At 58.5% G+C, this 23,535-nt stretch carries 20 protein-coding genes; 9 read left to right on the top strand and 11 right to left on the bottom strand.

Annotation, left to right across the window (positions count from 1 at the left end):
* The first annotated feature begins 61 nt into the window (after positions 1-61).
* The 6 genes from J2S31_RS05480 to bcp all read left to right on the top strand — a co-directional run bounded on the left by J2S31_RS05480 (position 62) and on the right by bcp (position 5,708).
* Positions 62-805, top strand: coding sequence for an SDR family NAD(P)-dependent oxidoreductase (locus tag J2S31_RS05480; RefSeq protein WP_237098057.1), 744 nt, complete (start codon positions 62-64; stop codon positions 803-805).
* Positions 806-913: 108 nt separating this feature from the next.
* A complete protein-coding gene (gene gatB, locus J2S31_RS05475; RefSeq protein ID WP_237098056.1) occupies positions 914-2,356 on the top strand; it encodes an Asp-tRNA(Asn)/Glu-tRNA(Gln) amidotransferase subunit GatB in 1,443 nt (480 codons plus the stop codon).
* Between the two features lie 46 nt (positions 2,357-2,402).
* Entirely contained in the window at positions 2,403-2,978 is a 576-nt protein-coding gene (locus J2S31_RS05470) for an Lcl C-terminal domain-containing protein (protein ID WP_237098055.1), read from the top strand.
* 12 nt (positions 2,979-2,990) lie between these two features.
* Positions 2,991-4,604 (top strand): tetratricopeptide repeat protein, encoded by a 1,614-nt coding sequence (locus J2S31_RS05465; RefSeq protein ID WP_237098054.1) that lies wholly within the window; start codon positions 2,991-2,993, stop codon positions 4,602-4,604.
* 358 nt (positions 4,605-4,962) lie between these two features.
* A complete protein-coding gene (locus tag J2S31_RS05460) occupies positions 4,963-5,232 on the top strand; it encodes a hypothetical protein (RefSeq protein ID WP_237098053.1) in 270 nt (89 codons plus the stop codon).
* A 14-nt stretch (positions 5,233-5,246) separates the two neighbouring features.
* Positions 5,247-5,708: a thioredoxin-dependent thiol peroxidase gene (gene bcp / locus J2S31_RS05455; RefSeq protein ID WP_237098052.1), complete on the top strand. Its 462-nt coding sequence runs from the start codon at positions 5,247-5,249 to the stop codon at positions 5,706-5,708.
* Between the two features lie 3 nt (positions 5,709-5,711).
* Here the strand turns inward: bcp and J2S31_RS05450 are convergent, their stop codons facing one another.
* Entirely contained in the window at positions 5,712-7,124 is a 1,413-nt protein-coding gene (locus J2S31_RS05450; protein ID WP_237098051.1) for an aminopeptidase P family protein, read from the bottom strand.
* 135 nt (positions 7,125-7,259) lie between these two features.
* On the opposite strand from J2S31_RS05450, the gene J2S31_RS05445 reads away from it, so the two are divergent.
* The gene (locus J2S31_RS05445) at positions 7,260-7,925 is read left to right on the top strand and encodes an SOS response-associated peptidase (protein ID WP_237098050.1); all 666 of its coding nucleotides are present in this window, start codon (positions 7,260-7,262) and stop codon (positions 7,923-7,925) included.
* 15 nt (positions 7,926-7,940) lie between these two features.
* Here J2S31_RS05445 and J2S31_RS05440 read toward each other — a convergent pair whose 3' ends face one another.
* From J2S31_RS05440 to J2S31_RS05425, 4 genes are read right to left on the bottom strand one after another with little or no spacing between them, the layout of a single operon-like run.
* Positions 7,941-8,561 carry a methyltransferase domain-containing protein gene (locus tag J2S31_RS05440; RefSeq protein ID WP_237098049.1) on the bottom strand — a complete coding sequence of 207 codons (621 nt, stop codon included), beginning with the start codon at positions 8,559-8,561 and terminating at the stop codon, positions 7,941-7,943.
* Positions 8,558-9,352: a formylglycine-generating enzyme family protein gene (locus J2S31_RS05435; protein WP_237098048.1), complete on the bottom strand. Its 795-nt coding sequence runs from the start codon at positions 9,350-9,352 to the stop codon at positions 8,558-8,560. The genes J2S31_RS05440 and J2S31_RS05435 overlap by 4 nt, the downstream gene beginning before the upstream one ends.
* Positions 9,353-9,362: 10 nt before the next feature.
* A complete protein-coding gene (locus J2S31_RS05430; protein WP_237098047.1) occupies positions 9,363-10,301 on the bottom strand; it encodes a phosphoglycerate dehydrogenase in 939 nt (312 codons plus the stop codon).
* Entirely contained in the window at positions 10,301-11,497 is a 1,197-nt protein-coding gene (locus J2S31_RS05425) for a TraB/GumN family protein (protein WP_237098046.1), read from the bottom strand. The genes J2S31_RS05430 and J2S31_RS05425 overlap by 1 nt, the downstream gene beginning before the upstream one ends.
* Positions 11,498-11,717: 220 nt before the next feature.
* On the opposite strand from J2S31_RS05425, the gene uvrB reads away from it, so the two are divergent.
* Positions 11,718-13,706 (top strand): excinuclease ABC subunit UvrB, encoded by a 1,989-nt coding sequence (gene uvrB, locus J2S31_RS05420; protein ID WP_237098045.1) that lies wholly within the window; start codon positions 11,718-11,720, stop codon positions 13,704-13,706.
* A 21-nt stretch (positions 13,707-13,727) separates the two neighbouring features.
* Here uvrB and mrdA read toward each other — a convergent pair whose 3' ends face one another.
* The 4 genes from mrdA to J2S31_RS05400 are packed head-to-tail and all read right to left on the bottom strand — an operon-like array spanning position 13,728 to position 18,012.
* A complete protein-coding gene (gene mrdA / locus J2S31_RS05415) occupies positions 13,728-15,644 on the bottom strand; it encodes a penicillin-binding protein 2 (protein ID WP_237098044.1) in 1,917 nt (638 codons plus the stop codon).
* A 24-nt stretch (positions 15,645-15,668) separates the two neighbouring features.
* Positions 15,669-16,163 carry a rod shape-determining protein MreD gene (gene mreD, locus J2S31_RS05410; protein WP_237098043.1) on the bottom strand — a complete coding sequence of 165 codons (495 nt, stop codon included), beginning with the start codon at positions 16,161-16,163 and terminating at the stop codon, positions 15,669-15,671.
* A gap of 3 nt (positions 16,164-16,166) precedes the next feature.
* A complete protein-coding gene (gene mreC, locus J2S31_RS05405) occupies positions 16,167-16,988 on the bottom strand; it encodes a rod shape-determining protein MreC (protein WP_237098042.1) in 822 nt (273 codons plus the stop codon).
* Between the two features lies 1 nt (position 16,989).
* Entirely contained in the window at positions 16,990-18,012 is a 1,023-nt protein-coding gene (locus J2S31_RS05400; RefSeq protein WP_336886592.1) for a rod shape-determining protein, read from the bottom strand.
* Between the two features lie 258 nt (positions 18,013-18,270).
* Here J2S31_RS05400 and J2S31_RS05395 point away from each other — a divergent pair, with 258 nt between their 5' ends.
* Entirely contained in the window at positions 18,271-20,217 is a 1,947-nt protein-coding gene (locus J2S31_RS05395) for a SurA N-terminal domain-containing protein (RefSeq protein ID WP_237098041.1), read from the top strand.
* A 6-nt stretch (positions 20,218-20,223) separates the two neighbouring features.
* Here the strand turns inward: J2S31_RS05395 and thiD are convergent, their stop codons facing one another.
* A complete protein-coding gene (gene thiD, locus J2S31_RS05390) occupies positions 20,224-21,612 on the bottom strand; it encodes a bifunctional hydroxymethylpyrimidine kinase/phosphomethylpyrimidine kinase (protein ID WP_237098040.1) in 1,389 nt (462 codons plus the stop codon).
* A gap of 94 nt (positions 21,613-21,706) precedes the next feature.
* A complete protein-coding gene (gene glmS, locus J2S31_RS05385) occupies positions 21,707-23,530 on the bottom strand; it encodes a glutamine--fructose-6-phosphate transaminase (isomerizing) (RefSeq protein WP_237098039.1) in 1,824 nt (607 codons plus the stop codon).
* Between the last annotated feature and the right edge of the window lie 5 nt (positions 23,531-23,535).

Here is a 23,535-nt window from a genome sequence, read left to right as displayed (position 1 = left end):
GTATATTTCAGACAAAGCCATTATATAGATGAAGCAACCATATTTGTATGGGGAATCGGCCATGAGACTTGAAAACAAGACCGTCATCATCACCGGCGGCGGCACCGGTATCGGGTTCGCCTGCGCAGAATTGTTTCACAAGGAAGGCGCGCGCCTCGCCCTGTTCGGCCGTCGCAAGGAACTGTTGAAGGCGGCGGCAAAGCGGCTCGGCGAAAACGTGCTGGCCGTGCCGGGGGACATCACCCGCCAGGACGATGTGGACATGCTGGTCGAACTCACCCTCAAAGAGTTCGGGCAGATCGACGTGCTGGTCAACAATGCCGGGACGCTGGGCGGCTGGCCCCTGCACCAAACCGAAAACGATGCCTGGGACGAGGTGCTGAACGTCAATCTGCGCGGCCTGTTCCTGTTGACCCGCCGTGTGCTGGCGCACATGGTCGAGCGCAAATCCGGCTCCATCGTCCACATCAGCTCCATCCTCGGCCTTGTCGCCGTGCCGCAGACCGGAGCCTACAACGTCTCCAAAGGGGCGCTCAACCAGCTTTCCCGCTCCATCGCGGTGGAGTATGGCCCCTTGAACATCCGCTCGAATGCCCTCTGCCCCGGCATGGTGGAAACCGACATGACGGAGGCATTGCGCGACAACAAGGAGTTGATGGAAGACTGGAAAGAGCATTATTATCCGATGCGCCGCTTCGCGAAGCCGGAGGAAGTGGCCAACGCCTGCCTGTTTCTGGCCAGCGACGAGTCGTCCTTCATCACCGGCACGGTGCTTCCCGTGGACGGAGGCTTCACCGCCATGTAGAGAAAGTTGACGGCTTTTTCCACCATGTAATAGAATCTCAAAAATCAACCCATAGCCCGGCCTCCAGCCGCAATGCAAACCGGCCCCGGCCCCGAACACGTACGCCTCATGAAATACGAAACGGTCATCGGACTCGAAGTCCATGCCCAACTCAAGACCCGGTCCAAGATTTTCTGTTCCTGCTCCACGGAATTCGGCAAAGCACCCAACGAAAACACCTGCCCCGTGTGCCTGGGCATGCCCGGTGTCCTGCCGGTGCTGAACCGCAAGGTGGTGGAATTCGCCATGAAGGCGTGCCTGGCCACGCACTGCGAAATCCAGCCGATGAACCAGTTCGCGCGCAAAAACTATTTTTATCCCGACCTGCCGAAGGGCTACCAGGTATCGCAGTTCGACCGGCCCATCGGGCTCAGCGGCCACCTGACCATCCAGACGGCGGACGGGCCGAAGCGCATCGGCCTCACCCGCATCCACATGGAGGAAGACGCGGGCAAATCCATCCACGGTGAGAACCTGGGCGACCCGGATAAGAGCTATGTCGATTACAACCGCACCGGCGTGCCGTTGATCGAGATCGTCAGCGAGCCGGAACTGCGGAGCGCCGAAGACGCGCGCGAATACCTCGTTGCTCTCAAATCCGTTTTGCAGTACGCGGACGTGAGCGACTGCAACATGGAAGAAGGCAGTTTCCGTTGCGACGCCAACGTGTCGCTTCGCCCCGCCGGGCAGAAAGAGTTCGGCACCCGGGTCGAGTTGAAAAACATCAACTCCTTCAAGTTCGTGCAGAAGGCCATCGAACACGAGGTCGAACGGCAGACCAAGATCCTCGACCAGGGCGACCAAGTGGTGCAGGAGACGCGGCTGTACGACGCCAACCGCGGCGTCACCTACTCCATGCGCTCCAAGGAAGAAGCGCACGACTACCGCTATTTCCCGGAACCGGATCTCGTACCCGTGGTGTGCGACGCGGACTGGATCGAGTCCATCCGCCGCGAACTGCCGGAGATGCCGGAGGAAAAACGCCAGCGTTTCGTCGAGCAGTACGCCATTCCCGAGTACGACGCCGGGGTGCTGACCACCTCGCGCGCGCTCGCCGATTATTTCGAGCAGTGCGTTGAGTTGTTCAATCAGCCGAAGCTGGTCAGCAATTGGATCATGGGCGAACTCCTGCGCCTGCTCAACCAGGACGACCGCGACATCGGCGACTGCCCGGTGACGCCGAGGAAGCTGGCCGGCATGCTGAAGTTGATCGATGCCGGGACCATCAGCGGCAAGATTGCCAAAACCGTGTTCGAGGAGATGTACCGGACCGGCAAGGAACCCGCCGCCATCATCGAGGAACAGGGGCTGACGCAGATTTCCGACGAGGGAGCGCTGGGCCAGATCGTGGACGACATCATCGCCGCCAGCCCGGAACAGGTTCAGCAGTTCAAGGACGGGCGGGACAAGGTGCTGGGGTATTTCATCGGGCAGGCGATGAAGGCGAGCAAGGGCCAGGCCAACCCCGGCCTGCTCAACAAATTGTTCAAGGAGAAGCTGGGGCAGGCCTGAAGCGCCGGGGTTTTGTTTCGGACGGGTTTTTTATAATATGAAAGGAATGAAACCGAAAACGCAATCTCTCCAGTCCGCCCTGTTTTGCCTTGTGGTGTGTACCGCGCTGGTGTTTGCGGGCGCGCCTTCCGCTTCTGCTTTTGATATGGCGGTGGAGGCGTGGTCGGCCGACAAACGCTTTGCCGACCACGGCGACGGCACCATCAGCGACACGCGGACGGGCCTCATGTGGGTCAAAAAGGATTCGTATCTCGACACCGGCCGCTGGATGGACTGGCGCGAAATCTTCACCTACGTGCAAGACCTGAACGACACCACCTTTGCGGGATACATCGACTGGCGTGTGCCGACGCTGGAAGAGTTGCGGACCTTGTACGAAGCCGAAAAAATCAACAGCGCGCAGGTCGGGCGGGAGATGATGATTCACATCGACCCGATCTTTGCAAAGGAAGGATGCGGCGCCCTGTGGTCTTCCGAAGACAACGGTCATTTCAATTCCTTCGGCCTGATTTTCAACACCGGCACCCGCTTCTCGGCCAACAAAAAATCGCGGAGCCGCAAAGCGACGCGCGCAGTGCGGATCATACAAAATCCCGACTTTCGCAAAAAATATCTTCAATAAAGGAAAACCATTTTGAAACGTTCGAAACTTTGGATTGGAATAACGGGCCTGTTGTTCGCCCTCGCATTGCAGGCCTCCCCCGCTTTCGCCACCTGGCCGAGCATCGACATCGCCCTTTGGGACCCGCACTTCGCCAAGCAGGACCGGCAGGACCCTGAATACCTGAAAGTGCTGGAGCACGCCGAAAAAGGCGAATTCGCCCAGGCGCTGGAGCTCGCAGAACGCCTCATCCAGGAACGGCCGAGCAAGGGCACGCCCGTCATTCTGAAATCGCTCCTGCTGTACGAGCTGGGCCGCTACCGTGACGCGCATGAAACACTGCTGCATGGACGCCGTATCCAGCCGCGCCACCCCGCCATCCATTACGCCAACTGCGAAATCTACCGGATGCTGGGCGTGGTCGACCTCTCCAAGCGCGGGTGCGGCATTGCCGTCAACCAACACCAGAAACTGCCGGAAGCCCATTACGAGTACGCACTGACGCTGGCGGCGAACGGCGAGATGAACGAAGCCAATCTGGAACTCGAACTGGCCTCGGAGCTGGCCCCGAAGAACCCCGTTTACCCCTACGAGCGGGGCATGAACTATTTTTATCTGAACGATCTGGCCGCCGCCGAGAAGGCGTTTCTGAAAGCCGTCGAACTCGATCCCAAGCATCTGGACGCGCTGTATCAACTGGGTTACCTGCACGCCATCCGCGGCGAGCTTGAAAAATCCCAGTCTTACCTCGAACGCCTGTACGAGATGCGCACCAACCACCCGAAGGTCGACTCCGCACGCCAGTTGATTGAAATGATCAAGACCGGCCGTGTCGATGAACTGCCGAAGACGGTGATTCCGCACCAGTATCATATGAGCCGGTCGCGCTCGCTGTACCAGTCCGGAGAATACGGGCTGGCCCTGTTCGAAATCCAGACGGCGGCGCGCCTGAATCCAACCGACAAACCAACGCAGGAAATCCTGGTGGGGCTGTCCAGCCTGCTACTCCGGCTGGAATTGACGGAAATCTCCATCGAAAACCTGCTGGCCCACATCGATAACGACCCCATCCTGCGCGCCAAATCCTACCAGGAAATGGGCGACCTGCAGGCCCTTCGCGGCAACATGAAAGAAGCGCGGAAGTTTTATCAGAAAGCCATGGAACTGGGCGATCCAGACAACCTGGCCAAAACCAGCCTGTCGGAACTGCCGCCCAACGACCACGGCATTCCCAGCGCCCTCGATCAGGATGAGTTGTTTTTTCTTCCGGCAGAGGCCTTGAACCGGCGCGGTGAGCTGTTTTCTCATTATGGCATGTATAAACGCGCACTGGCGGTTTACTCTATGGTTTTGCGCATGGCGCCCACCCACCTGATGGCGAAGTTGAACACCGCCACCACTCATTACAATACCGGGGAATATGGACAGGCCATCTCCATGCTGGAAAAAATTTCCATGAACCATCCCAATCACAAGTACATTTTGTCGCACCACGTTCTGCTTGCAAAATGTTACGCGCAAAAAGGCGACGAACCGCAGATGGTGCGGAACCTCCAGTTCGTTCGGGAAAACAAACCGGAGATCCTGCCCACTCTTCGGGAAGACCCGGCCTTTGCCCGGTACCGGGACCTCGCTTTGTTCCGGTGACGGATTGGAAGGTACTGAGGCGCTGTATTTTCAATATTTTGGCAACGATCGCACGACAAATAAAATTTGACACCACTGGTCAATAAATGATTATATGGCGGCGAGTTAATCATAAAAGTGTAAGGCTCTGAACAACTGGGCCGATCTGTGACCGCCCCCAAAGGAGGTTAGGATGGTTGTTAATGTGAGGAATCACCGCCCAGTCCATACTGTTGCGCGTCTTCTGGGCTTTTTTTTGATTTTCGTCTTATGTTTTGCCGATGTGGGGCTCGCGGAGAAGTCAATTTGTGAGAAAGCCGCAAAACAATTGCGGGGAAGCCTGCAAACCACTCAGTCCCAAGGGGGCATCTGGGGCTATATGGAAAAAGCCACGTCACTGAGGGGGGAGTCCATGCTCGGCTTCCAGGTGGACAGTAAGCTGGCCCGGTTGGTGACCCACTGGGATACCCTGTGTACCAAGGACAACGCCCCGCCGCAGGAAACCTACAATATCATCTCCGGCAATCTGGACCTGGCCCGGCAGATCGTCAATAAAACTCCTGGCCGCACCCCGCCGCAGGAACTGCTGAAACTGATCAAGGAACTCAATCAAAGCCTCGACAAGGCTTACGGTCAACTGGGGCTGTAATCGAGGACGGGTGCATGATTAAAGAAGGCAGTAAAGCGCCGGACTTCACGGCTGTCGATCAGGACGGCAACAAAGTCAAGCTGAGTTCCTTCAAGGGGAAGAAAAACGTTGTCCTCTATTTCTACCCCAAAGACATGACCCCCGGTTGCACCACGGAAGCGTGCGACTTCCGCGACCTGCATAATAAATTCAAAAACACGCAGGTACTCGGTGTCAGCGTCGATTCGCCCGAGCGCCACCAGAAATTCATCGAAAAATACGAACTGCCCTTCACTCTTGTCAGCGATGAAGATAAAAAGGTGGTGCAGAAGTACGGCGTGTGGCAGGAAAAGAAACTCTACGGCAAGACATTCATGGGCATCGTGCGCAGTACGTTTCTGATCGACAAAGAAGGCGTCGTGCGCAAGGTCTGGCCGAAGGTGAAGGTCAAGGGACACGCCGAGGAAGTGTTGGAATCCCTCAAAGAATTGAAATAGCCCTCACTCCCCTCCGCTCATCAGTTTTTCAACCTCCGCAACCCGTTTCGGCACCGATTGCGACAGGTTCCTGCACCCCTTTTCCGTAATCAGCAGGTTGTCCTCGATGCGGATGCCGATCTCCTGCTCGTAGCTTTTTCCGTTCAACTTCATTTTGAACTCGCCGTACAGGCCGGGCTCGTTGCTGATCAACCAGCCGGGTTTCATTGGCTGCACCGCGTAGTTGCGGAACGGATCGCCGTCGTGCTCCTGCTCGCCGATGAGATGACTCACCCCATGCGGCCGCTCTTTGTACTTGAGCTTGCATTTTCCGCCCTGATCGAGGAAATCCCGTTTCAGGTGATGGTTCACCGTGTTCCAGCAAAGCTCGTTGAGTTCCTGGATGGTGCGGCCGGCGCAGGCCTGCCGCTCGACCTCCAACTGCGCTTTCAACACGATCTCGTACAGCAGCTTCTGTAACGGATTGTACTTGCCGGACGCGGGAACCGTTCTGCTGATGTCCGCATGCATGGTCATCCAGCGCACGCCGAAATCCAGCAGAACCATCTCATGTTTCTTCACCGGATCGTCGTTTTTCACATAGTGCAGAACCGTGGCATTGTGGCCGGAGGCGATGATGGACGGAAAACTCAATCCGTACGGAGAACGCATCAGCATCTGCCCTTCGATGAATCCCTGGATCTCGTACTCGGTTTTCAACTCGCGGAACCGCCCCAGCGTTTCCTTGAATGCCGCGGCGGTCAGGCGGTTCGCCTTCAGCGTGTTCTCCACGTCGTACTTGTCCAGCGGCAGGCGCAGATCGAAATGCGTTTCCATGATGTTGTGCAAAGCTCCCTTCGGCGCCTTCCACTTGCGCAACATGCGTTCGACCTGTTGCTTGAAATTCCAGTTGTGGTCGGACTTGATGGTCGTCCGCCTGCCGTTGCGGATGCCTTCCAGCCAGAACGTGCCGACTCTTTTTTTCGACTGCCTCTTGAACCGGTCCCTGAACACCGCCTCGAAATCGTCGATGTCGCGCACATCCTTGATTCCGGTTACGCGCTTGGCCTCGTTCACGCTTTTCGGATCGCCCACGCCGAAGCGGATGCCGTCCCAGAACTCCTTGCTCGGGTCCTTCTTCTTGACGAACAGGATTTCATCCGATTCCTTCGAATGGGGATCGAGCAAAAGGATCACTTCCGTCTGGTTGACCCCCGTCAGGTACATGAGGCTGGGTTCCTGATAGGTCGGCACGAAGGCGTAGGTCCACAACGTCTCCTGACCGGGCCCGTACGGCACACCGGTCAATACCATCAACATGTTTTCCGCATCCATCAATTTTTTACGGCGCTCCCGGAAGCGGCGCTTGGCATAAGCCCCGGCGCCACCGTCGCGGAAAATGCCGGAATAGATTTTTTTACCGTCTCTCTGCATCATAAAATTCCAACCTCATTGTGACCGTGAACAATCCGGTTATCGGTTGCAGCGTGTGTTCGTATTATTATATTCATAGGAGGCGCGATCGAAACCCCTCATCCGGAAACTTCAGGAAAAACAGGGAATGAAACTACCATGTGCGGACGCTACAGCCTGACCCAACCCGTCAAAACCCTTCAGCAACATTTTGGAGCGCGCCCGGCGGGCGTGCCGCATGAAGCGCGTTACAACATCGCACCCAGCCAGATCCTGCCCATCGTCGTAGCTGAAAACGGCGATCGCCAATTGCGTCCCATGCGCTGGGGATTGCTTCCCGCGTGGGCGAAGGACGAAAAGCTCGGGCACAAGCTCATCAACGCGCGCGCCGAAACCGTACACGAGAAGCCCAGCTTCAAAACCGCGTTCCGGCACACCCGCTGTCTGGTTCCCGCTGACGGATTTTACGAATGGAAGCGGGACAAGGACGGCAAAACGCCGCAGTACATCCGCATGCAGGACGGCGGTCTGTTTGCGTTTGCGGGATTGTGGTCCACCTGGAAAGGCCCGAAGGGACCGGTGGACACTTTCACCATCATCACCACCGAAGCCAACCGGCAACTGCAGGCGTTGCATCACCGCATGCCGGTGATCCTGATGCCGGACGATTACGCCGCATGGCTGGATAGCGCCGCGCCGCTCCAGTCGTTAAAAACGCTCCTGCGTCCTTTGACCGGCGACATGCTTGGGTTCCATCCCATCTCCACACTGGTCAACTCACCGAAAAACGACTTTCCGGAATGCCGGCAACCGCTCACAAACTGAGCCCACGGCCTCCCCTCACTGGCGTTGCAGGATGGCCAGCCACTCCTTACCTTGACGCTTGTCGATGGAATGGTCGCACTTTTCCAGGTTGCGGATGGAAAACCGCCCGCTGAAATGGTGGAGAATGTCGTCGGCCGTGGTGTTGAACGGCGGTCCGCCTCTCTCACCGGTTTCATAAAATAACCCGATCAACAACCCACCGGGCTTTAGGATGCGGTGTGCCACGTTCACATAAGTGGCGCGCAGAATGGGGTGGATAGCGCAGAAGAACGTCTGTTCCAGGAACACGTCGTAAAATGCATCGTGTTCGCTGTTCAACGAAAAAAAATCGTCATGCAACACCCGCGCACTCACCCCGGCATTCTTCAGATGGTGGCGGAGCCGCTCCACCGCGCCAGGCGCGATATCCACCGCCGTCACCTGCATGCCATTGCCTGCGAAAAACTTCACCTCGTGGCCCTGGCCGCAACCGGGGACGATCATGCGGCCTTTCGGCACGCGCCCGTCTTCCCACAAACGCACGAACGGCGGAGCGACCTCGCCCAGGTCCCACGGCATGTCGTCGTCGTCATAATGCTTCTGCCAGTCGGCGTGGGTGTAGCCCTCGCCGGTCAGGCCATCCGATTCATCGTTCATGGTTTCGCATCCCTGGCACAGCGGAAACCGACGTTGATGTAGCGCGTGTCCGGTTCCTTGAAATCACGGTAGGCGTGGGCCTGCAACTCCGGCGGGACGCCCCATCCGCCGCCGCGTACCGATTTCAACGTACCCGTTTCAGGCCCCCGCGGGTTTTTCGCCGGAGCGGTTTTATAATAGTCGCGGCTGTACCAGTCGGCCACCCATTCCCACACATTCCCCGTCATGTCGTAGAGGCCGAAGGCGTTGGGTCTGCGCTGGCCCACCGGCTGGGTGCGTCCGCCGGAATTGTTGCCGTACCACGCATAAAAATCGATCAGGTCCTTTCCCCAGTGATACGTGGTCTGCGTGCCGGCCCGTGCCGCTTTTTCCCACTCTGCCTCGGTCGGCAGGCGCTTTCCCAGCTTACTGCAATACTCCGCCGCCTGGTAGTACGTCACCTTCTCCACCGGACACAGCGAACATTCATTGAAGTAGCTGGGATTGGACTTCATCACTTCCAAATACTGCAATTGCGTCACTTCGTAGGTGTCGATGTAAAACGCATCGAGGTACACCGTGCGCGCGGGAGCCTCGTTTTTGTTGACGCCGTTGCGCCCCATCACAAACTCCCCGGCGGGGATTTTCTGCATGGTGGACAGGCGTTTCAGCTCTTTCTCTTCAAACTCTTTCTTCTGGCGGAGCAGTTCCAGGGCCTCCAGCGGGTCCACCGCCTGTGCCGTCGCCACGACCAGCAAGCTCAACCCGATCACCAGCATGCCGCCCAGCCACTTCCGGTTTGGGAAATTCATGAGCGTCGCCTCATTTCTTGAAGTAATCCACAATGTGCGAAATGGCCGACCGCGCCATCGCCTCCACCGCCTCTTTGGCATTGCCGCCGATATGCGGCGTGGCGAACAGGTTGGGACAGGCCAGCAGTTCGTCATCCTCCGGCGGCTCCTGCGCGAACACGTCGAGCGCCGCTCCGGCAATCGTGCCCGTGATGAGTGCGCGCTTGAGCACCTGTTCATCCACCACCTCGCCGCGGCTGGTGTTCACCAGAAACGCCGACGGCTTCATTTCCCCAAACGCCCGGGCATCGATCATGTTCCGCGTCTGGTCGGTCAAGGGGATGTGCAGGGTGACGATGTCCGACTCCCGGATCACCGTATCAAACTCCACCTGTTGCGCGCCCATTTCCGCACAGAACGGATGCTTGTTCAGGATATCACGAACGAGGATGCGGCAGGCAAAGGGTTGCAGGAGGCGCACCACGTCGGAGCCGATATGGCCGCACCCGATGACGCCGACGGTCTTGCCCTCCAGCACGACGCCGCCGTCTTTTTCCCACCGTCCCTGTTTGAGCGCGTTTCCACTGGCAAATACGTTGTGGCACAGGCCGAGGATGAAGGTCATCGTCAACTCCGCCGCCGAGCGCCGGTTGACGCCCGCCGTCCAACCCAGCCGGACGCCACACCGCTCCATTGCCGGAATGTCCAGGTTGTCCAGCCCGACTCCATACTTGGCGACCAGGCGCAATCCGGGCAATGCGGCCAGTACCCGCTCGGTGAGAGGATCGCGGCCGATCAACAGCGCCTCCGCCCCTTCACTGAAAGCGATCAATTGATCTTCAGTCAGATACTGGCCGGTGTCGTTGAACCGCGCGTCGGGAAACAGGCCGGCGATGACTTCACGCAGGACGGGGGATTTGCAGACCGCGGGGGGAGTCACCGCCACCCGTGCCGGTTTCTCCGCCACCATCAGCGCACCAGTTGATGGACAATGGAGGTGCCGGCCAGGAAGGTTCCGGCGGCGGACCCCAGGTTGGCGAAAAAGAAGATGAGAAACACCCGCACCACGCGGTTCTTCCACCACATGGACCACTGTGCGATGTCCGACCGCATGGACTCGAAATCCGCGACCCGGGGCTTACGGATGAAGGATTCGACGATGCCCACAACCATGCCCGCGCCAATGGTGGGGTTGAGCGAGGTGATCGGCGCCGCCACGAACGCGGTGAGGATGGACAACGGGTGCGCGAACGCCAGCGCCGCACCCAGCGCGCTCAGACTGCCGTTCAACACCACCCAGGTGACGATGAGATCGGTGCCCAGCTCCGGCGAGCGCATATAGCCCACGCCGAACATGCTGATGATGAACAAGCCGATGCCCCAGCCGACATAGTACCCCACCCGGCTGGGCGACGGTTTTTGCTCCAGGGTTTCCACCGCCTGCGTGTCCGGCGGCGACTCGAACGCGGGCACCATGCCGATCAGGTGCCCCGCGCCGACGAGGGCGAGGATGTTTTTCGGCGCGGAGGGCGACTCCGCCAGCTTCACCAGCTTGCCCACCATGTACTGGTCGCGCTCGTCGATCAGCACTTCCTTGATCTCGGGCAACTCCTCGCCGAACTCTTCCACCAGCGACTGCAACATGTCGCCTTCCTTGAGGTTTTCGATCTGCTCTTCCGTGACCTCCTCGCCGACAAAGATGCTGGCGATCATGCCGCCCACCAGTTTCATCTTCTGCCAGAATCCCACACGGCGATACATGCGCTGGAGGGTGGTGGTGATGTCGCGGTCGATCACCTCCAGCCGCAGGTCGTGCTCTTTGGCGAGTTCGATGGCCCGCGCCATTTCTTTGCCCGGCTCGATGCCCAGCTTGTCCGCCAGCCGCCGCTGGTAGGCGGAAAGCGCCAGGTTGATGAGCAACAGCGAGCCCTTGCCGCTTTTCAGGATCTGGTAGATGTCGAGGTTCTTCCACCACGACTGGTTGACCATGTTTTCGTAGCGCGGCGGGCACAGCTCCACAGCGACGCAATCGTAATCGCCGGTGCGGATTTTTTCTTCCACCAGTTCCACGCTTTTCTGCGAGACGTGCGCGGTGCCGATGAGGGTGATCGTCGTGCCGTTGTGCTGAAGTGTTTTGATCACATCTGCGTTGGAGGCGGCTTCCACTAAAATCGTTTCCTTCGTGGGTTGGAGGTGTCGTAAACTGTACCGAGGGCCGCCCTCGCTGTCTGTCCGCGAGCACCGGCGCCGGAGATCAATCCGGCGTCCGCCGGGCCGGGAACCGTCCGGGGAGGACGCTGGGGTTCAAGAATTTTGAAAAGTCAGAATTTTCAGGCCTTTAATGTAGCACACTTGCCGAAAACCAAACAATAACGCAATTCCGCCCATGCAACCCTTTCAACTGAAAGCCGATTTTTCCCCCTCCGGGCACCAGCCGCGGGCCATCGAACAACTGGTCCGCCAGTACACGGAAGGCGGCCACCAGACGCTGTTGGGCGTCACCGGCTCGGGGAAAACCTACACCGTCGCCAACGTGGTGGAAACACTCCAGCGGCCGACTCTGGTGATCGCCCACAACAAGACCCTCGCCGCCCAGTTGTACAACGAGTTCAAGGACTTCTTTCCCGACAACGCGGTGGGGTATTTCGTCAGTTATTACGACTACTACCAGCCGGAAGCCTACCTGCCGACCACCGACACCTACATCGAGAAAGATGCCTCGATCAACGACGAGATCGACAAGATGCGCCACGCCGCCACGCACGCCTTGTTCGAGCGGCGCGACGTGCTGATCGTCGCCAGTGTTTCCTGCATCTACGGCCTCGGCTCGCCGGAGGCCTACCACGGTATGCTGCTGTTTCTGGAACGCGGCATGGAAACCGACCGCGAGAAGGTTCTGCGCAAGCTGGTGGACATTCAGTACAAACGCAACGACATGGATTTCCAGCGCGGCACCTTCCGCGTGCGCGGCGACATTGTGGAAGTCCTTCCGGTGTACGAACGCAACGAGGCGGTGCGCATCGAGTTTTTCGGCGACGAGGTCGAGCGGCTCTCCACGTTCGACCCGCTGACGCTGGAGACGTTGAACGAGATCGACCGCATCGCCATCTACCCGGCAAGCCACTACACCACGCCGAAAGACCAACTGGAGCGGGCGATCTCCGACATCCAGGACGAACTGCGCGAGCGCATCCAGTATTTCCGCAGTCAGAACCTGCTCATAGAAGCCCAGCGCATCGAACAACGCACGATGTTTGACCTGGAGATGATCCGCGAGATCGGCTACTGCCAGGGCATCGAAAACTACTCGCGGCACCTGATGGGACGCGAACCGGGAAGCCCGCCGCCGACGCTACTCGATTACTTTCCCGACGACGCGCTGTTCGTCATCGACGAAAGCCACGTCACCATCCCGCAACTGCACGGCATGTACAACGGCGACCGCGCGCGCAAGGAGACGCTCATCCGCTACGGCTTCCGCCTGCCGTCGGCGTTCGACAACCGGCCGCTGAAGTGGGAGGAGTTTTCAGCCCGCCATAACAGCATGCTGTACGTCAGTGCCACGCCGGGCTCTTACGAGCTGGAACAATCGCAGGACAGGGTGGCGGAACTGATCGTACGCCCGACGGGACTGGTGGACCCGCCCATCGAGGTGCGCCCGGTGAGCGGACAGGTGGACGATCTGTACCACGAGATCCTGAAACGCGCCGAGCGCGGCGAGCGCACGCTGGTCACCACGCTGACCAAGCGTTTCGCCGAGGATTTGACCGAACACTTCACCGAGATGGGAATGAAGGTGAAATACCTGCACTCGGACATCGTGACCATCGAGCGCATTCAGATCATCCGCGAATTACGGCTGGGCGAGTTCGACGCGTTGATCGGCATCAACCTCCTGCGCGAAGGGCTGGACATTCCCGAAGTGTCGCTGATCGCCATCCTCGACGCCGACAAAGAGGGATTCCTGCGTTCGGCGACGTCGCTCATCCAGACGTCAGGCCGCGCCGCGCGCAACGTGTCGGGCCACGTCATCATGTATGCCGACAAGGTCACTCCCGCCATGCAACAGGCGATCGACGAAACCGAACGCCGCCGCGCCATCCAGACCGAGTACAACGAACTGCACGGCATCACGCCCACGTCCATCCAGAAATCCATCAAGGACACGATGGGCGACTGGGAACGGCACACGGTGGTGCCGATGGTGCAGGAAGAGGAGGAAGAATACATGGCGGGCGGCAATGTGCTGGACTTCATCGCGCAGCTGGAAAAACGCATGCACGCCCACGCCAAAAACCTGGAATTCGAAAAGGCGGCGGAATTGCGCGACCGCGTCAAGTCGCTGAGACAGAAAGAGCTGGAATTCGGTTCGTAAGAAAAACCGGCGCCGGGTGTTCTACAAGGCGCGTCCGGATTCCCGGCTGGTGCCGCCCATTTCCGGAGGCAGGCCGTCGGGCGTGGCGGGCTTGTCCAGCGTGTTGACCTTGTTGTAGGCTTCGATGATTTTGCGCACCAGCGGCGCCGCCACCTTGCCGCCGGAGCCGCCATGCTCCAGAATCACCGCCACGCCGACCTTGGGGTTGTCGTACGGGGCGAAACCGACGAACCACGAGTGGTCGCGGAACTCGAAGGGGATGTCCTCATCCTCCTCGTACTTGCTGAGTGCGCTCAATGCCACCACCTGCGCCGTGCCCGTCTTTCCCGCCACCTTGATCTTGCGCGAGCCCGCGCGCCGACCGGTACCCTTCTTGTCGTACACCACGCCCAGCAACGCTTTGCGGATCACGTCCAGCGCATGGGTTTTCGGCTGAATCTGTTCCACCAGTTCCGGCTGGTTGGCGGTGAGGACCTGGTTGTCCTTATCCTTGATCTGCTTGATGAGGATAGGCCGGAACAGCTTGCCGCCGTTGGCCACGGCGGCGATCAGGCGCGCCTGCTGGATCGGGGTCACCAGGTTGTAGCCCTGTCCGATGGACGCGGCGATGGTGTCGCCGGGCAACCACAATCCCCGCTGAGAGGTGGTTTTCCATTTGACGGTCGGCACCAGGCCCGGCCTCTCGCCGTTCATGCGCACCTGCGTGAAGTCGCCCAGCCCCAATTGCCGCGCATACCGGGCAATGCGATCAACGCCCAGTTCATAACCGATGTGATAAAAGAACACGTCGCAGGACTGGACCAGCGCGTCGTACAGGTTCACCGGCCCGTGTCCACTGCGTTTCCAGCAGTTGAAACGCCCCTTGCCCGGACCGAAGGTGAAAAAACCGGGGCATTTGTATTCCGTGCCTTCCTGAATAATGCCCTCTTCCATCGCCGCGTAGGCGGTGACGATCTTGTAGGTCGAAGCCGGAGGGTACACCCCGTTGACCGCACGGTTCTGCAGGGGGTTGTTCGGCGCGGTCTGCATGGTCCGCCATTCCTCCAACGTGATGCCGCGGGCGAACAGGTTGGGATTGAAGTCCGGCTTGCTGACAATGGCGATGATCTCGCCGTTGGTGACATCCATCACCACGGCAGAGCCGACGATGGGGTTTTCCTTGGTGCCGGTCATCAGCTCATCGACTTTCTTCTGCACCTCGAAATCCAGTGTCAGCACCAGGTTGCGTCCGCTTTGCGGCGGCAGTTTGCGCAGGGTGCGCAGTTGGCGGCCGGCAACGTCCACTTCGATTTCCTTGTATCCCTTCTTCCCGGTGAGTTCCGACTCGTAGAACAATTCCAGCCCGTACTGGCCGATCATGTCGCCCATCATGTAGTCGGCTTCTTTCATGGCTTCGAGGCGCGCCTCGGAAATTTCTCCCAGGTACCCCATGAGGTGCGAGGCGAGATGGTCGTGCAGATAATTGCGGAGCGGCTCCACCTTGATCTGCACGCCGGGCAGGATGCGGTTGTTTTCCTCGATGAACGCCACCGCATCGCGGTCGATGTCGGCGCGCACCAGCACCGGCTTGAACGGACGCGACATGCGCGCGTTTTCGAGGACGCGGTCGATGTCGAACTCAATATGGCGTTTCAGCGTGCGGAGCGTCTGGTTGAGATTGCCCGCGTCTTCCGGTGTGATGTACAGGTTGAACGATGGGCGGATGGAGGCCAGTACGGTGCCGTTGCGGTCAAGGATCTTGCCGCGGAACGACGGCAGGGAGACCAGCCGCACGCGGTTGTTTTCGGAAAGCGTCTCGAAGTTTTCGCCCTTGAGGATCTGCAGGTACCACACCCGCATCCACAGGACGAGGAAGCACACGCCGACCAGAATGACGAAGATCCGCACCTTGCGGCGGACTTCGTCGGAAACGTCGTGGCTGTAGAGGTATTTGCTCACGGAACCGGCCTCACATGAAACCCGTCACAACCCCTGCCGCTGGAACCTCCGGCGGCGGACCCAATTGAAAAGATAAAACCCGGCCACGCCCACCCCGGCGTTGTACGCCGTGAAGATCAGCAACGACGGAAAGAACACGCCGAAGGAGAGATGGGCTTTGAATATGAACACGGATACGAGATAGTAAATCATCCCGTCGAACAACGACGCAAGCGCGAAAAACGTGCCGATGGGGCCGAACCCTTCCAGCACCAGTTTGCCTTTCAGGTTGGCGAACACAAAGCCGATGAGCCCCTTCGACAGCGTGTTGACGCCAAGCAGGTCGCCGGACAGGCAGTCCTGAAAAAAGCCCAGCGCCACCGCCATGACGACGCCCGCGTCTCCATCCAAAATGATCGCACAATACACGGCCAGGATCAAAACCAGATCGGGCCGCACGCCGCCCACAGAGACCACGTCCAAAAGCGTGGTCTGAAAGGTGAACAGCACCAGAAATGTGACTGCAATACGCCACCACATGATTCAACTCTGGAGAAGAAGGACCAGCACTTCTTCCAGGCGGGACAAATCCGCACTGGGAGCGAGGGTCACTTCCTGGAACAGGCCCTGCGTCGCCTTCTGCACCTGGATCACCCGCCCGAGGCGGAGGCCTTTCGGAAACACCCCGCCCAGTCCGGAAGACAACACATCGTCCCCGACTTCCACCCTGGCATTGATGGGGACGTACTTCATTTCACAATGCTCGTCGCCGGTGCCCACCACCACGCCCGTCGCCCGGTCGTCCTGGAACAGGGAATCGACCGCACTGCGGCTGTCGGTGATCAGCATGACCTTGGCCGAGTTGAATCCCACCTGAATAATGTGGCCCACCACGCCCTGCGCGGTGACCACCGGCAGGTTTTCGCGCAGGCCATCGTTCGATCCCTTATTGATGACCACCGTCTTCGCCCACTGCGACGCGTCGTAGGCGATGACCGTGGCAACCACCGACTCCACTTGCGCCTCGGCCTGGTACTGGGTCAGGTTGTAGATGCGGTTGAGGCGCGCCACCTCTTCTTCCAACTCGGTCTTTTCCTTGATCAGCGTGTTGATGCGCTTTTTGAGGTGTTCGTTTTCCTCGGCGGTGTTGAGCAGGAGGAAGTAATCGTCGATGACCCCGACGATGGCGCGGGTGGTGTGGGTGACAGCGCCCTGGATGGGACTGACGATCCAGAGCACGGCTTTTTCGAAGAAGGTGGGGTGTTCCGACCGCTTGATGTTGACCGTCATGAGGGTTAGGGAGACCAGAACGATGGCGGCGAAAATGACGGTCTTTTTTCGGTCTTTGAGTCCTTTTTTCAACACGTCACAGAGCGACTTTTTTCAGGAGTTTGGGGTCCGACAGCAGTTTGCCCACTCCGTTGGCCACGGCGGACAGCGGATCTTCCGCGACGGTCACCGGCAGGCCGGTGGCTTCCCGCAACAGGGTGTCGAGGCCGCGGATCAACGCGCCTCCCCCGGCCAGCACCACGCCCTTGTCGACGATGTCCGCCGCCAGCTCCGGCGGCGTGCGCTCCAGCGCGATCTTCACCGACTCGACGATGGTGCCGAAAATCTCCTGCAGGGCTTCGGCGATTTCCTCATCGGAAATGATGAGCGTCTTCGGGATGCCCGCCACCAGGTCGCGCCCCTTGACCTCCATGGTCTGCCGGGGCTCGGTGGGGTAGGCGGTGCCGATTTGAATCTTCACGCTCTCCGCCGTACGCTCGCCGATGAGCAGGTTGTATTTCTTTTTGACGTAGTTGACGATGGCTTCGTCCATCTCGTCCCCCGCCACCCGCACGGACTTGCTGTACACGGTGCCGGAAAGCGACATGATGGCGACCTCCGTGGTGCCGCCGCCGATGTCGATGATCATGTTGCCGGTCGGCTCCTCGATAGGCAAATCCACGCCGATGGCCGCAGCCATGGGCTCCTCGATCAAAAACACCTCGCGCGCACCGGCGGAGTGTGCGGAGTCGCGCACCGCGCGTTTTTCCACCTGCGTCACGCCGGAAGGGATGGCGATGATCACCCGCGGCGACACAAACGTTTTGCGGTTGTTGTGCACCTTGCGGATGAAGTGGCTGATCATCTGCTGGGTTTCTTCGAAGTGGGCGATGACTCCGTCTTTCATGGGACGGATGGCCTGGATGCTTCCCGGCGCCCGGCCCAGCATCTTCTTGGCCTCCTCGCCCACCGCCAGAATTTCCTTGCTGTGGCTGTTGGTGGCCACCACCGAAGGCTCGCGGAGCACCACTCCGCGCCCCTTCACATACACCAGTGTGTTGGCGGTTCCAAGATCGATGGCGAGGTCATTGGAAAACAGATCGGCGAATAGATTGAACACGCAGTCATCCTGTTGCTGTTGGAGTGAGTAAGGGCTTGATAAATACTTGTTTTTATAGAACTTAATATATAGCAAGGGCCTGCGGAAAATGCAAATAATAAAACACGTCCGCGTAACCCGTCCTGGCCTCGGATGCGGTACAATGGCTGGAGATCTGGAGGAAATCCCGCCTGCAATAAAGGCTTGCGAACCCGCGGAGGGTTCTATACTATGACAGGTCGATTTTAACATTATTTTTTAGGGACTTGGAGTGTTTGCATGCTGAATTTGATCCGACAACATGCGGATTCATGGATGATCAAGGGCATCCTGTGGATGATCGTTCTCGCCTTCGTCGGCACCATTTTCTATTCCTGGGGCATGGGCGGACCCGTGGAAGGCCGCAGTGGCATCCTCGGAACGGTCAATGGAAAGAACATCACCCTCGCCGAGTACGATCGTTCTTTCGAAAACCTGGTCAGCTTTTACCGCGACCAGTTTCAGGGCCGGTTCTCGGAGGACATGGTCGAGAAGATGGACCTCAAAAACTCCGCACTGGAAGCCCTCATTCAGAAAAAACTCCTGCTCATGGAAGCAGAGAAGCAGGGAATCCAGATCAGCGACGCGGAACTGGCCGATCGCATTCTCACCAATCCCAATTTCCAGAGGGAAAAGAAATTCAGCCGCGCTCTCTATGACCGGTTCCTGACTTTCAATCGCATGACGGCGCAGGAGTTCGAAGAAAATCAGCGCCAGTTCCTGCTGATGGAAAAGATCGAAACCTTCATCAAAAACAACACGCAGGTTTCGGATTCGGAAGTTGAGGAAGCGTGGGCCAAGGAAAACCGCAAGGTCAAGATCGAGTACGTGGAGTTTTCCAAGGATTATTACCAATCGCAGATCACCCCCACCGACGAGCAGCTAAAACAATACTTCGAGGCGCACACGCGCGACTTCGAAGTGCCCCTGCAAGTCAAGGCGGAGTTCGTCAAGCTGACCCCGGATCAGGTGATCGAAGAGATCAAGATTTACGACGAGGACATCAAGGATTATTACGAAAGCAATCAGGCGGAGTACCTGGTGAAAAAGCGGTACAAAGCCAAGCATATCCTGGTACGCACGGAACTCAATACGCTGGGCGGCGACGACCTTTCCACCGATGAAAAAGAGAAACGGCTGAACGAGTCGGACGCCAAGGCCAAAACCAAGGCGGAAAACATCCTGAAACAAATCAGGGAAGAGGGCAAATCGTTTGAGGACATGGCGAAGGAACACTCCGACGACAAAATGTCCGGCGCCAAGGGCGGCGACCTGGGTCAGTTCCCGAAAGGCACCATGGTTCCGGAATTTGAAGCAGCCCTGGAAACGATGAAACCCGGCGATATCTCCGACCCGGTGCAAACGGCGTTCGGCTTCCACCTCATCAAACTGGAGGAAGTGCACCCGCAACGTATGAAGCCGCTGGAGGAGGTGAAGGAAGAGATCGTCGAAAAGCTGAAAAAGATGAAAGCGACGCAACGCATCCGCCGCATCGCCAAAAAGATTTACCAGGATGCCGAAAAGGATCAGGACCTGTCCCGCGCCGCGCAGAAACACGGGCAATCGACGAAAACCACCGGTTTCTTCTCCGGCAAGGATCACGATATCCCAGAAATCGGCGTGGTGCCGGAATTCTTCAACACCGCCTTCACCCTGCAGGACAACGTGATCAGCAATCCCATCAACACGTTTGAAGCAACTTATTTGATGAAGGTCGTGGAGCGCAAGCCGCCGTTCATTCCGGATTTTGAAGACGTGAAGGCGGAAGTGAAGGAAGCGTTCATGCAGAGCCGCCACCTGGAGGTGACGCAGGCGAAATGGGAGCAGATGGCCAAGGATCTCGCAAAGGATGGCAATCTGGAGGCGCTGGCGGAGGCCAACTCTTTGACCGTCGAGGAGACGCCGTTTTTCAGCCAGGTGGATTCCATTCCCGGCATCGGCAACATTCAATCGATCAAAGCCAAGGCTTTCGATACCGCCCCCGGCAAAACCACGACGGGTGAGTCACCGCAGACCTATTACCTGATCAAGGTCGTGGACTTGCAGAAAGCAGAGAAGCCGGGCAAGAAAGACCTGCAGCAGACCTACCAACGTCTGAAACAGGAGAAGGCGAACATCATATTCCGCAACTGGCTGGAAAACACCAAGGCCGAAGCGCGCATCATGGTGGACAAAACCCTGCTGTAAACCGCGTCAGCCTTTGCGCCAGCGGTCGGTTTCTTTCGCCGGGCGGATCTTGAGCGCCATCTGGTGGATTCTCAGCACCTTGTCCAACAGAGCCCCGATGTCCGGTGCCAGCACGCGGATCATCTCCTCCTTGCCCTGTCCGCCCAGGTCGTAAATGATGTCCGGCACACCGCCAAATCTTTCAATGGCGGTGTAGGTGCCCCACTCCAGAGACGAGCCTTCCAACTGCTTGACCGACTTCGGTTCCTTCGCCCGGTCGAACGACGCGATGCGGAACCTCAACCGCTTGCACGCGTTCAGAATGGTGTCGCTGAATTTGATGTTCATCACCGCGCGCATGTTGGGATCGAATCGCATTGCCGTGAGCACGATCTTCGCCACGTGACGCGATGCGCCGAACTGGGGCGCGGCGACCGTACGGATTTCATCGCCGAGTTTGATGATGCGGCCGGGCACGGCAATGACATCATTTACCCCACTCGCGTCGGGAACACCGACACCGATATTTGACTGCACTTCAGGGATCAAGTGGCCGATGTGGTTTGCCTTCAGCACCTCCAGCGCGGCCGACACGCCCTGCAACAGCTCGAACCGTTGATGCACCTGCATCATGCGCGCCATGGGGTCGACATGGCCCTTGCCCTTCCCCGCCTGAACGCCGCCGCGAATGGCGGCATGGATGAAGCCTTTCGCATTCTCCACGGCGTCATGCACGGCCAGCCCCTTCGCCAGTCCGCAGGCGATGGCGGAAGCCAGGGCACACCCGGTGCCGTGCAGATTTTCGTTGTCGAGCCGTTGAGATTCGAACACCCACGAGCGCTTGCCGTCGAACAACCAGTCGTCGGCATTCTTCTTCGCATGGCCGCCCTTGATGAGCACGTGCTTGACGCCGGTTTTCAGGATCGCCTTCGCCGCGTTCTTCAAATCCTTTTCATTGCGGATACGCACGCCGGAAAGGATTTCCGCTTCCGGCAGATTGGGCGTCACCACCTTTGCGAGCGGTAGCAACTGCTCCTTCAGAATCTGCACGCCTTTTTTCGACAGCAACGGCGTTCCGTTGGAAGACCGGATGACAGGGTCCACCACGAGGTTCTTCACTTTGAATTTTTTGAACAAGTGGACCACGCATTCCACGATCTCCTCGTTGCCCAGCATGCCGGTCTTGACGGCGGCGGGCTTGCCGTCTTCCAGAATGGTCTGCAGTTGCGCCGCCACCACTTCCTCTTCCAGGTCATAGGCGGTTTTGACGCCCTGCGAGTTCTGGATGGTGATGGACGCGATCACCGACGTGGCGAATAGGTCGTGCGCGGTGATGGTTTTGATATCGGCAGGCACCCCGGCGCCGCCGGAGGAATCCGAGCCGCCAACGGCCAGTACAGTCGAAACGGTTTTCATGTGCTTCGTATGGTGAAGGGTTGGATACGATATTAAATCCCGGCGGTGCGATGTGGAATCAACCACTCACTTCCGGCCGGGACGGTTGCACAGCCTAACCCACTGTCACCGATTTGGCAAGACTGCGCGGTTTGTCCACGTTGCGCTTGAGGGAGGTCGCGGTGAAATAGGCGAACAGTTGCGAAATCACCAGGTGGATGAAGGGGGCGACGATGTCCGGAACCTGCGGGATGATGAGTTCCTCGCTGAACAGTTCCTTGTCCTTGCCGCGTTCGTCGAAGTGAATACCCAGCACGAATCCCGAGCGCGCGCGGATTTCCGCCACGCTGGCCAGTGTCGCCTGATACATGGCCTTGTCGCTTTTCGGCGGGACAAATACGATGGAATACACGTCGTCGTCGATCATCGCCAAGGTGCCGTGCTTGAGGAATCCGCAGGGCATGCCCTCTGCATGGACGTACGCGACTTCCTTCATCTTGAGCGCCGACTCCAGGGCGATGGGGTAATAGATGCCGCGCCCCAGGTACAGCCAGTTTTTCACGCCGCGGTGCTGGTGCGCGATGCGGTGAATGAACCCGGAGCGTTCGTTGAGAATGCCGTTGATGACTTCCGGCAGGTCGTGCAGGGATTTGAGCGACGCCTTGTACTGGCGGTCGGTGATGCGTTTCCTGCGCAGGCCGAGCTTCAATGCCATGTGGGTAAGAATGACCATCTGCGCCAGGGCCGCCTTGGTGCTGATCACGCAAATCTCAGGTCCCGATCCTTGCAGAATGGTTTTGTCCGCCAGCCGTGAAATGGTCGAACCCATCACATTGACGATGGCACCCGTCGCCGCACCCTGCGCCTTCGCGTGTTTGAGGGCGGAGATGGTGTCGTATGTTTCGCCCGACTGCGAGATGGCCAGCACGAAGCTGTCCTTGTCCACCGGCGACAGCGACACGAACTCGTCGGAGCTGATGGCAGGAATGTACTTCCCCGAAACCTGGCTGAAAATGTAGTTGGCGTACATGGTCACGTAAAACGTGGTGCCCACGCCCACCAGTTGAGCGGTGTGTTTTGTGTCGAGCAGTTCCACGAACTCGTCCACCTTTTTCTCATCCACATCCAGCGCGTTGTTGATGGTCTGCGGCTGTTCGTAGATTTCCTTCAGCATGTAATGAGGGTAGCCACCCTTGCGCGTGGTTTCACTGTCCCATTCGATGCGCGTCACCGGCTTCGCCACCACCTCCTGCGTGAGCGTGCTTTTCACCACGTACGCGTCGCGGGACACGATGGCGTACTCGTCGTCGTCCATGATGACGGCGTTTTTGGTGTGGTCGATGAAGGCGTTGAAGTCGGAACCGACGTACTTCACCTCGTCGTCGATACCGAGCAGAAGCGGCGACTCCCGCCGCGCGCAGTAAATCTGGTCGGGCTGGTGGATGCTGATAAAAGCGATGGCATACGAGCCTTCCAACTGGCGGAGCGTTTTGACGAACGCCGCTTCCACCGCGCCGGTCTCCTGGTAATACTTTTCAAGCAGGTGAGGCACCACCTCGGTGTCCGTCTCGGAGATGAACTTGTGCCCTTCCGCTTTCAACTGCTTACGCAGAACCTGGTAATTGGAAATGATGCCGTTGTGCACCACGGCGAATTTTTTGTCGCAGGACAAAAACGGATGCGTGTTGTTTTTGGTCACTTGCCCGTGCGTGGCCCAACGGGTGTGGGCGATGCCGGTGTGACCATGATGATGCAGGACATTTTCCTTCTTGTACACATCGTCCACGTAACCGACGTTCTTTTTGACGACGATCGCCCGCTTGCCGTTCATCAACGCCACGCCGCAGGAATCGTAACCCCGGTACTCGAGGTTGCGGATGCCTTCGAACAGTTGATTCGAGATGTCTTTCAAGCCGACCGCGCCGGTGATGCCGCACATGATGG

It is taken from the genome of Nitrospina gracilis Nb-211, assembly GCF_021845525.1.
Taxonomy (GTDB): Bacteria; Nitrospinota; Nitrospinia; order Nitrospinales; family Nitrospinaceae; genus Nitrospina; species Nitrospina gracilis_A.
The sequence above is the reverse complement of the archived record's forward strand: the minus strand, read 5'-3'. Positions and strand labels throughout refer to the sequence as shown.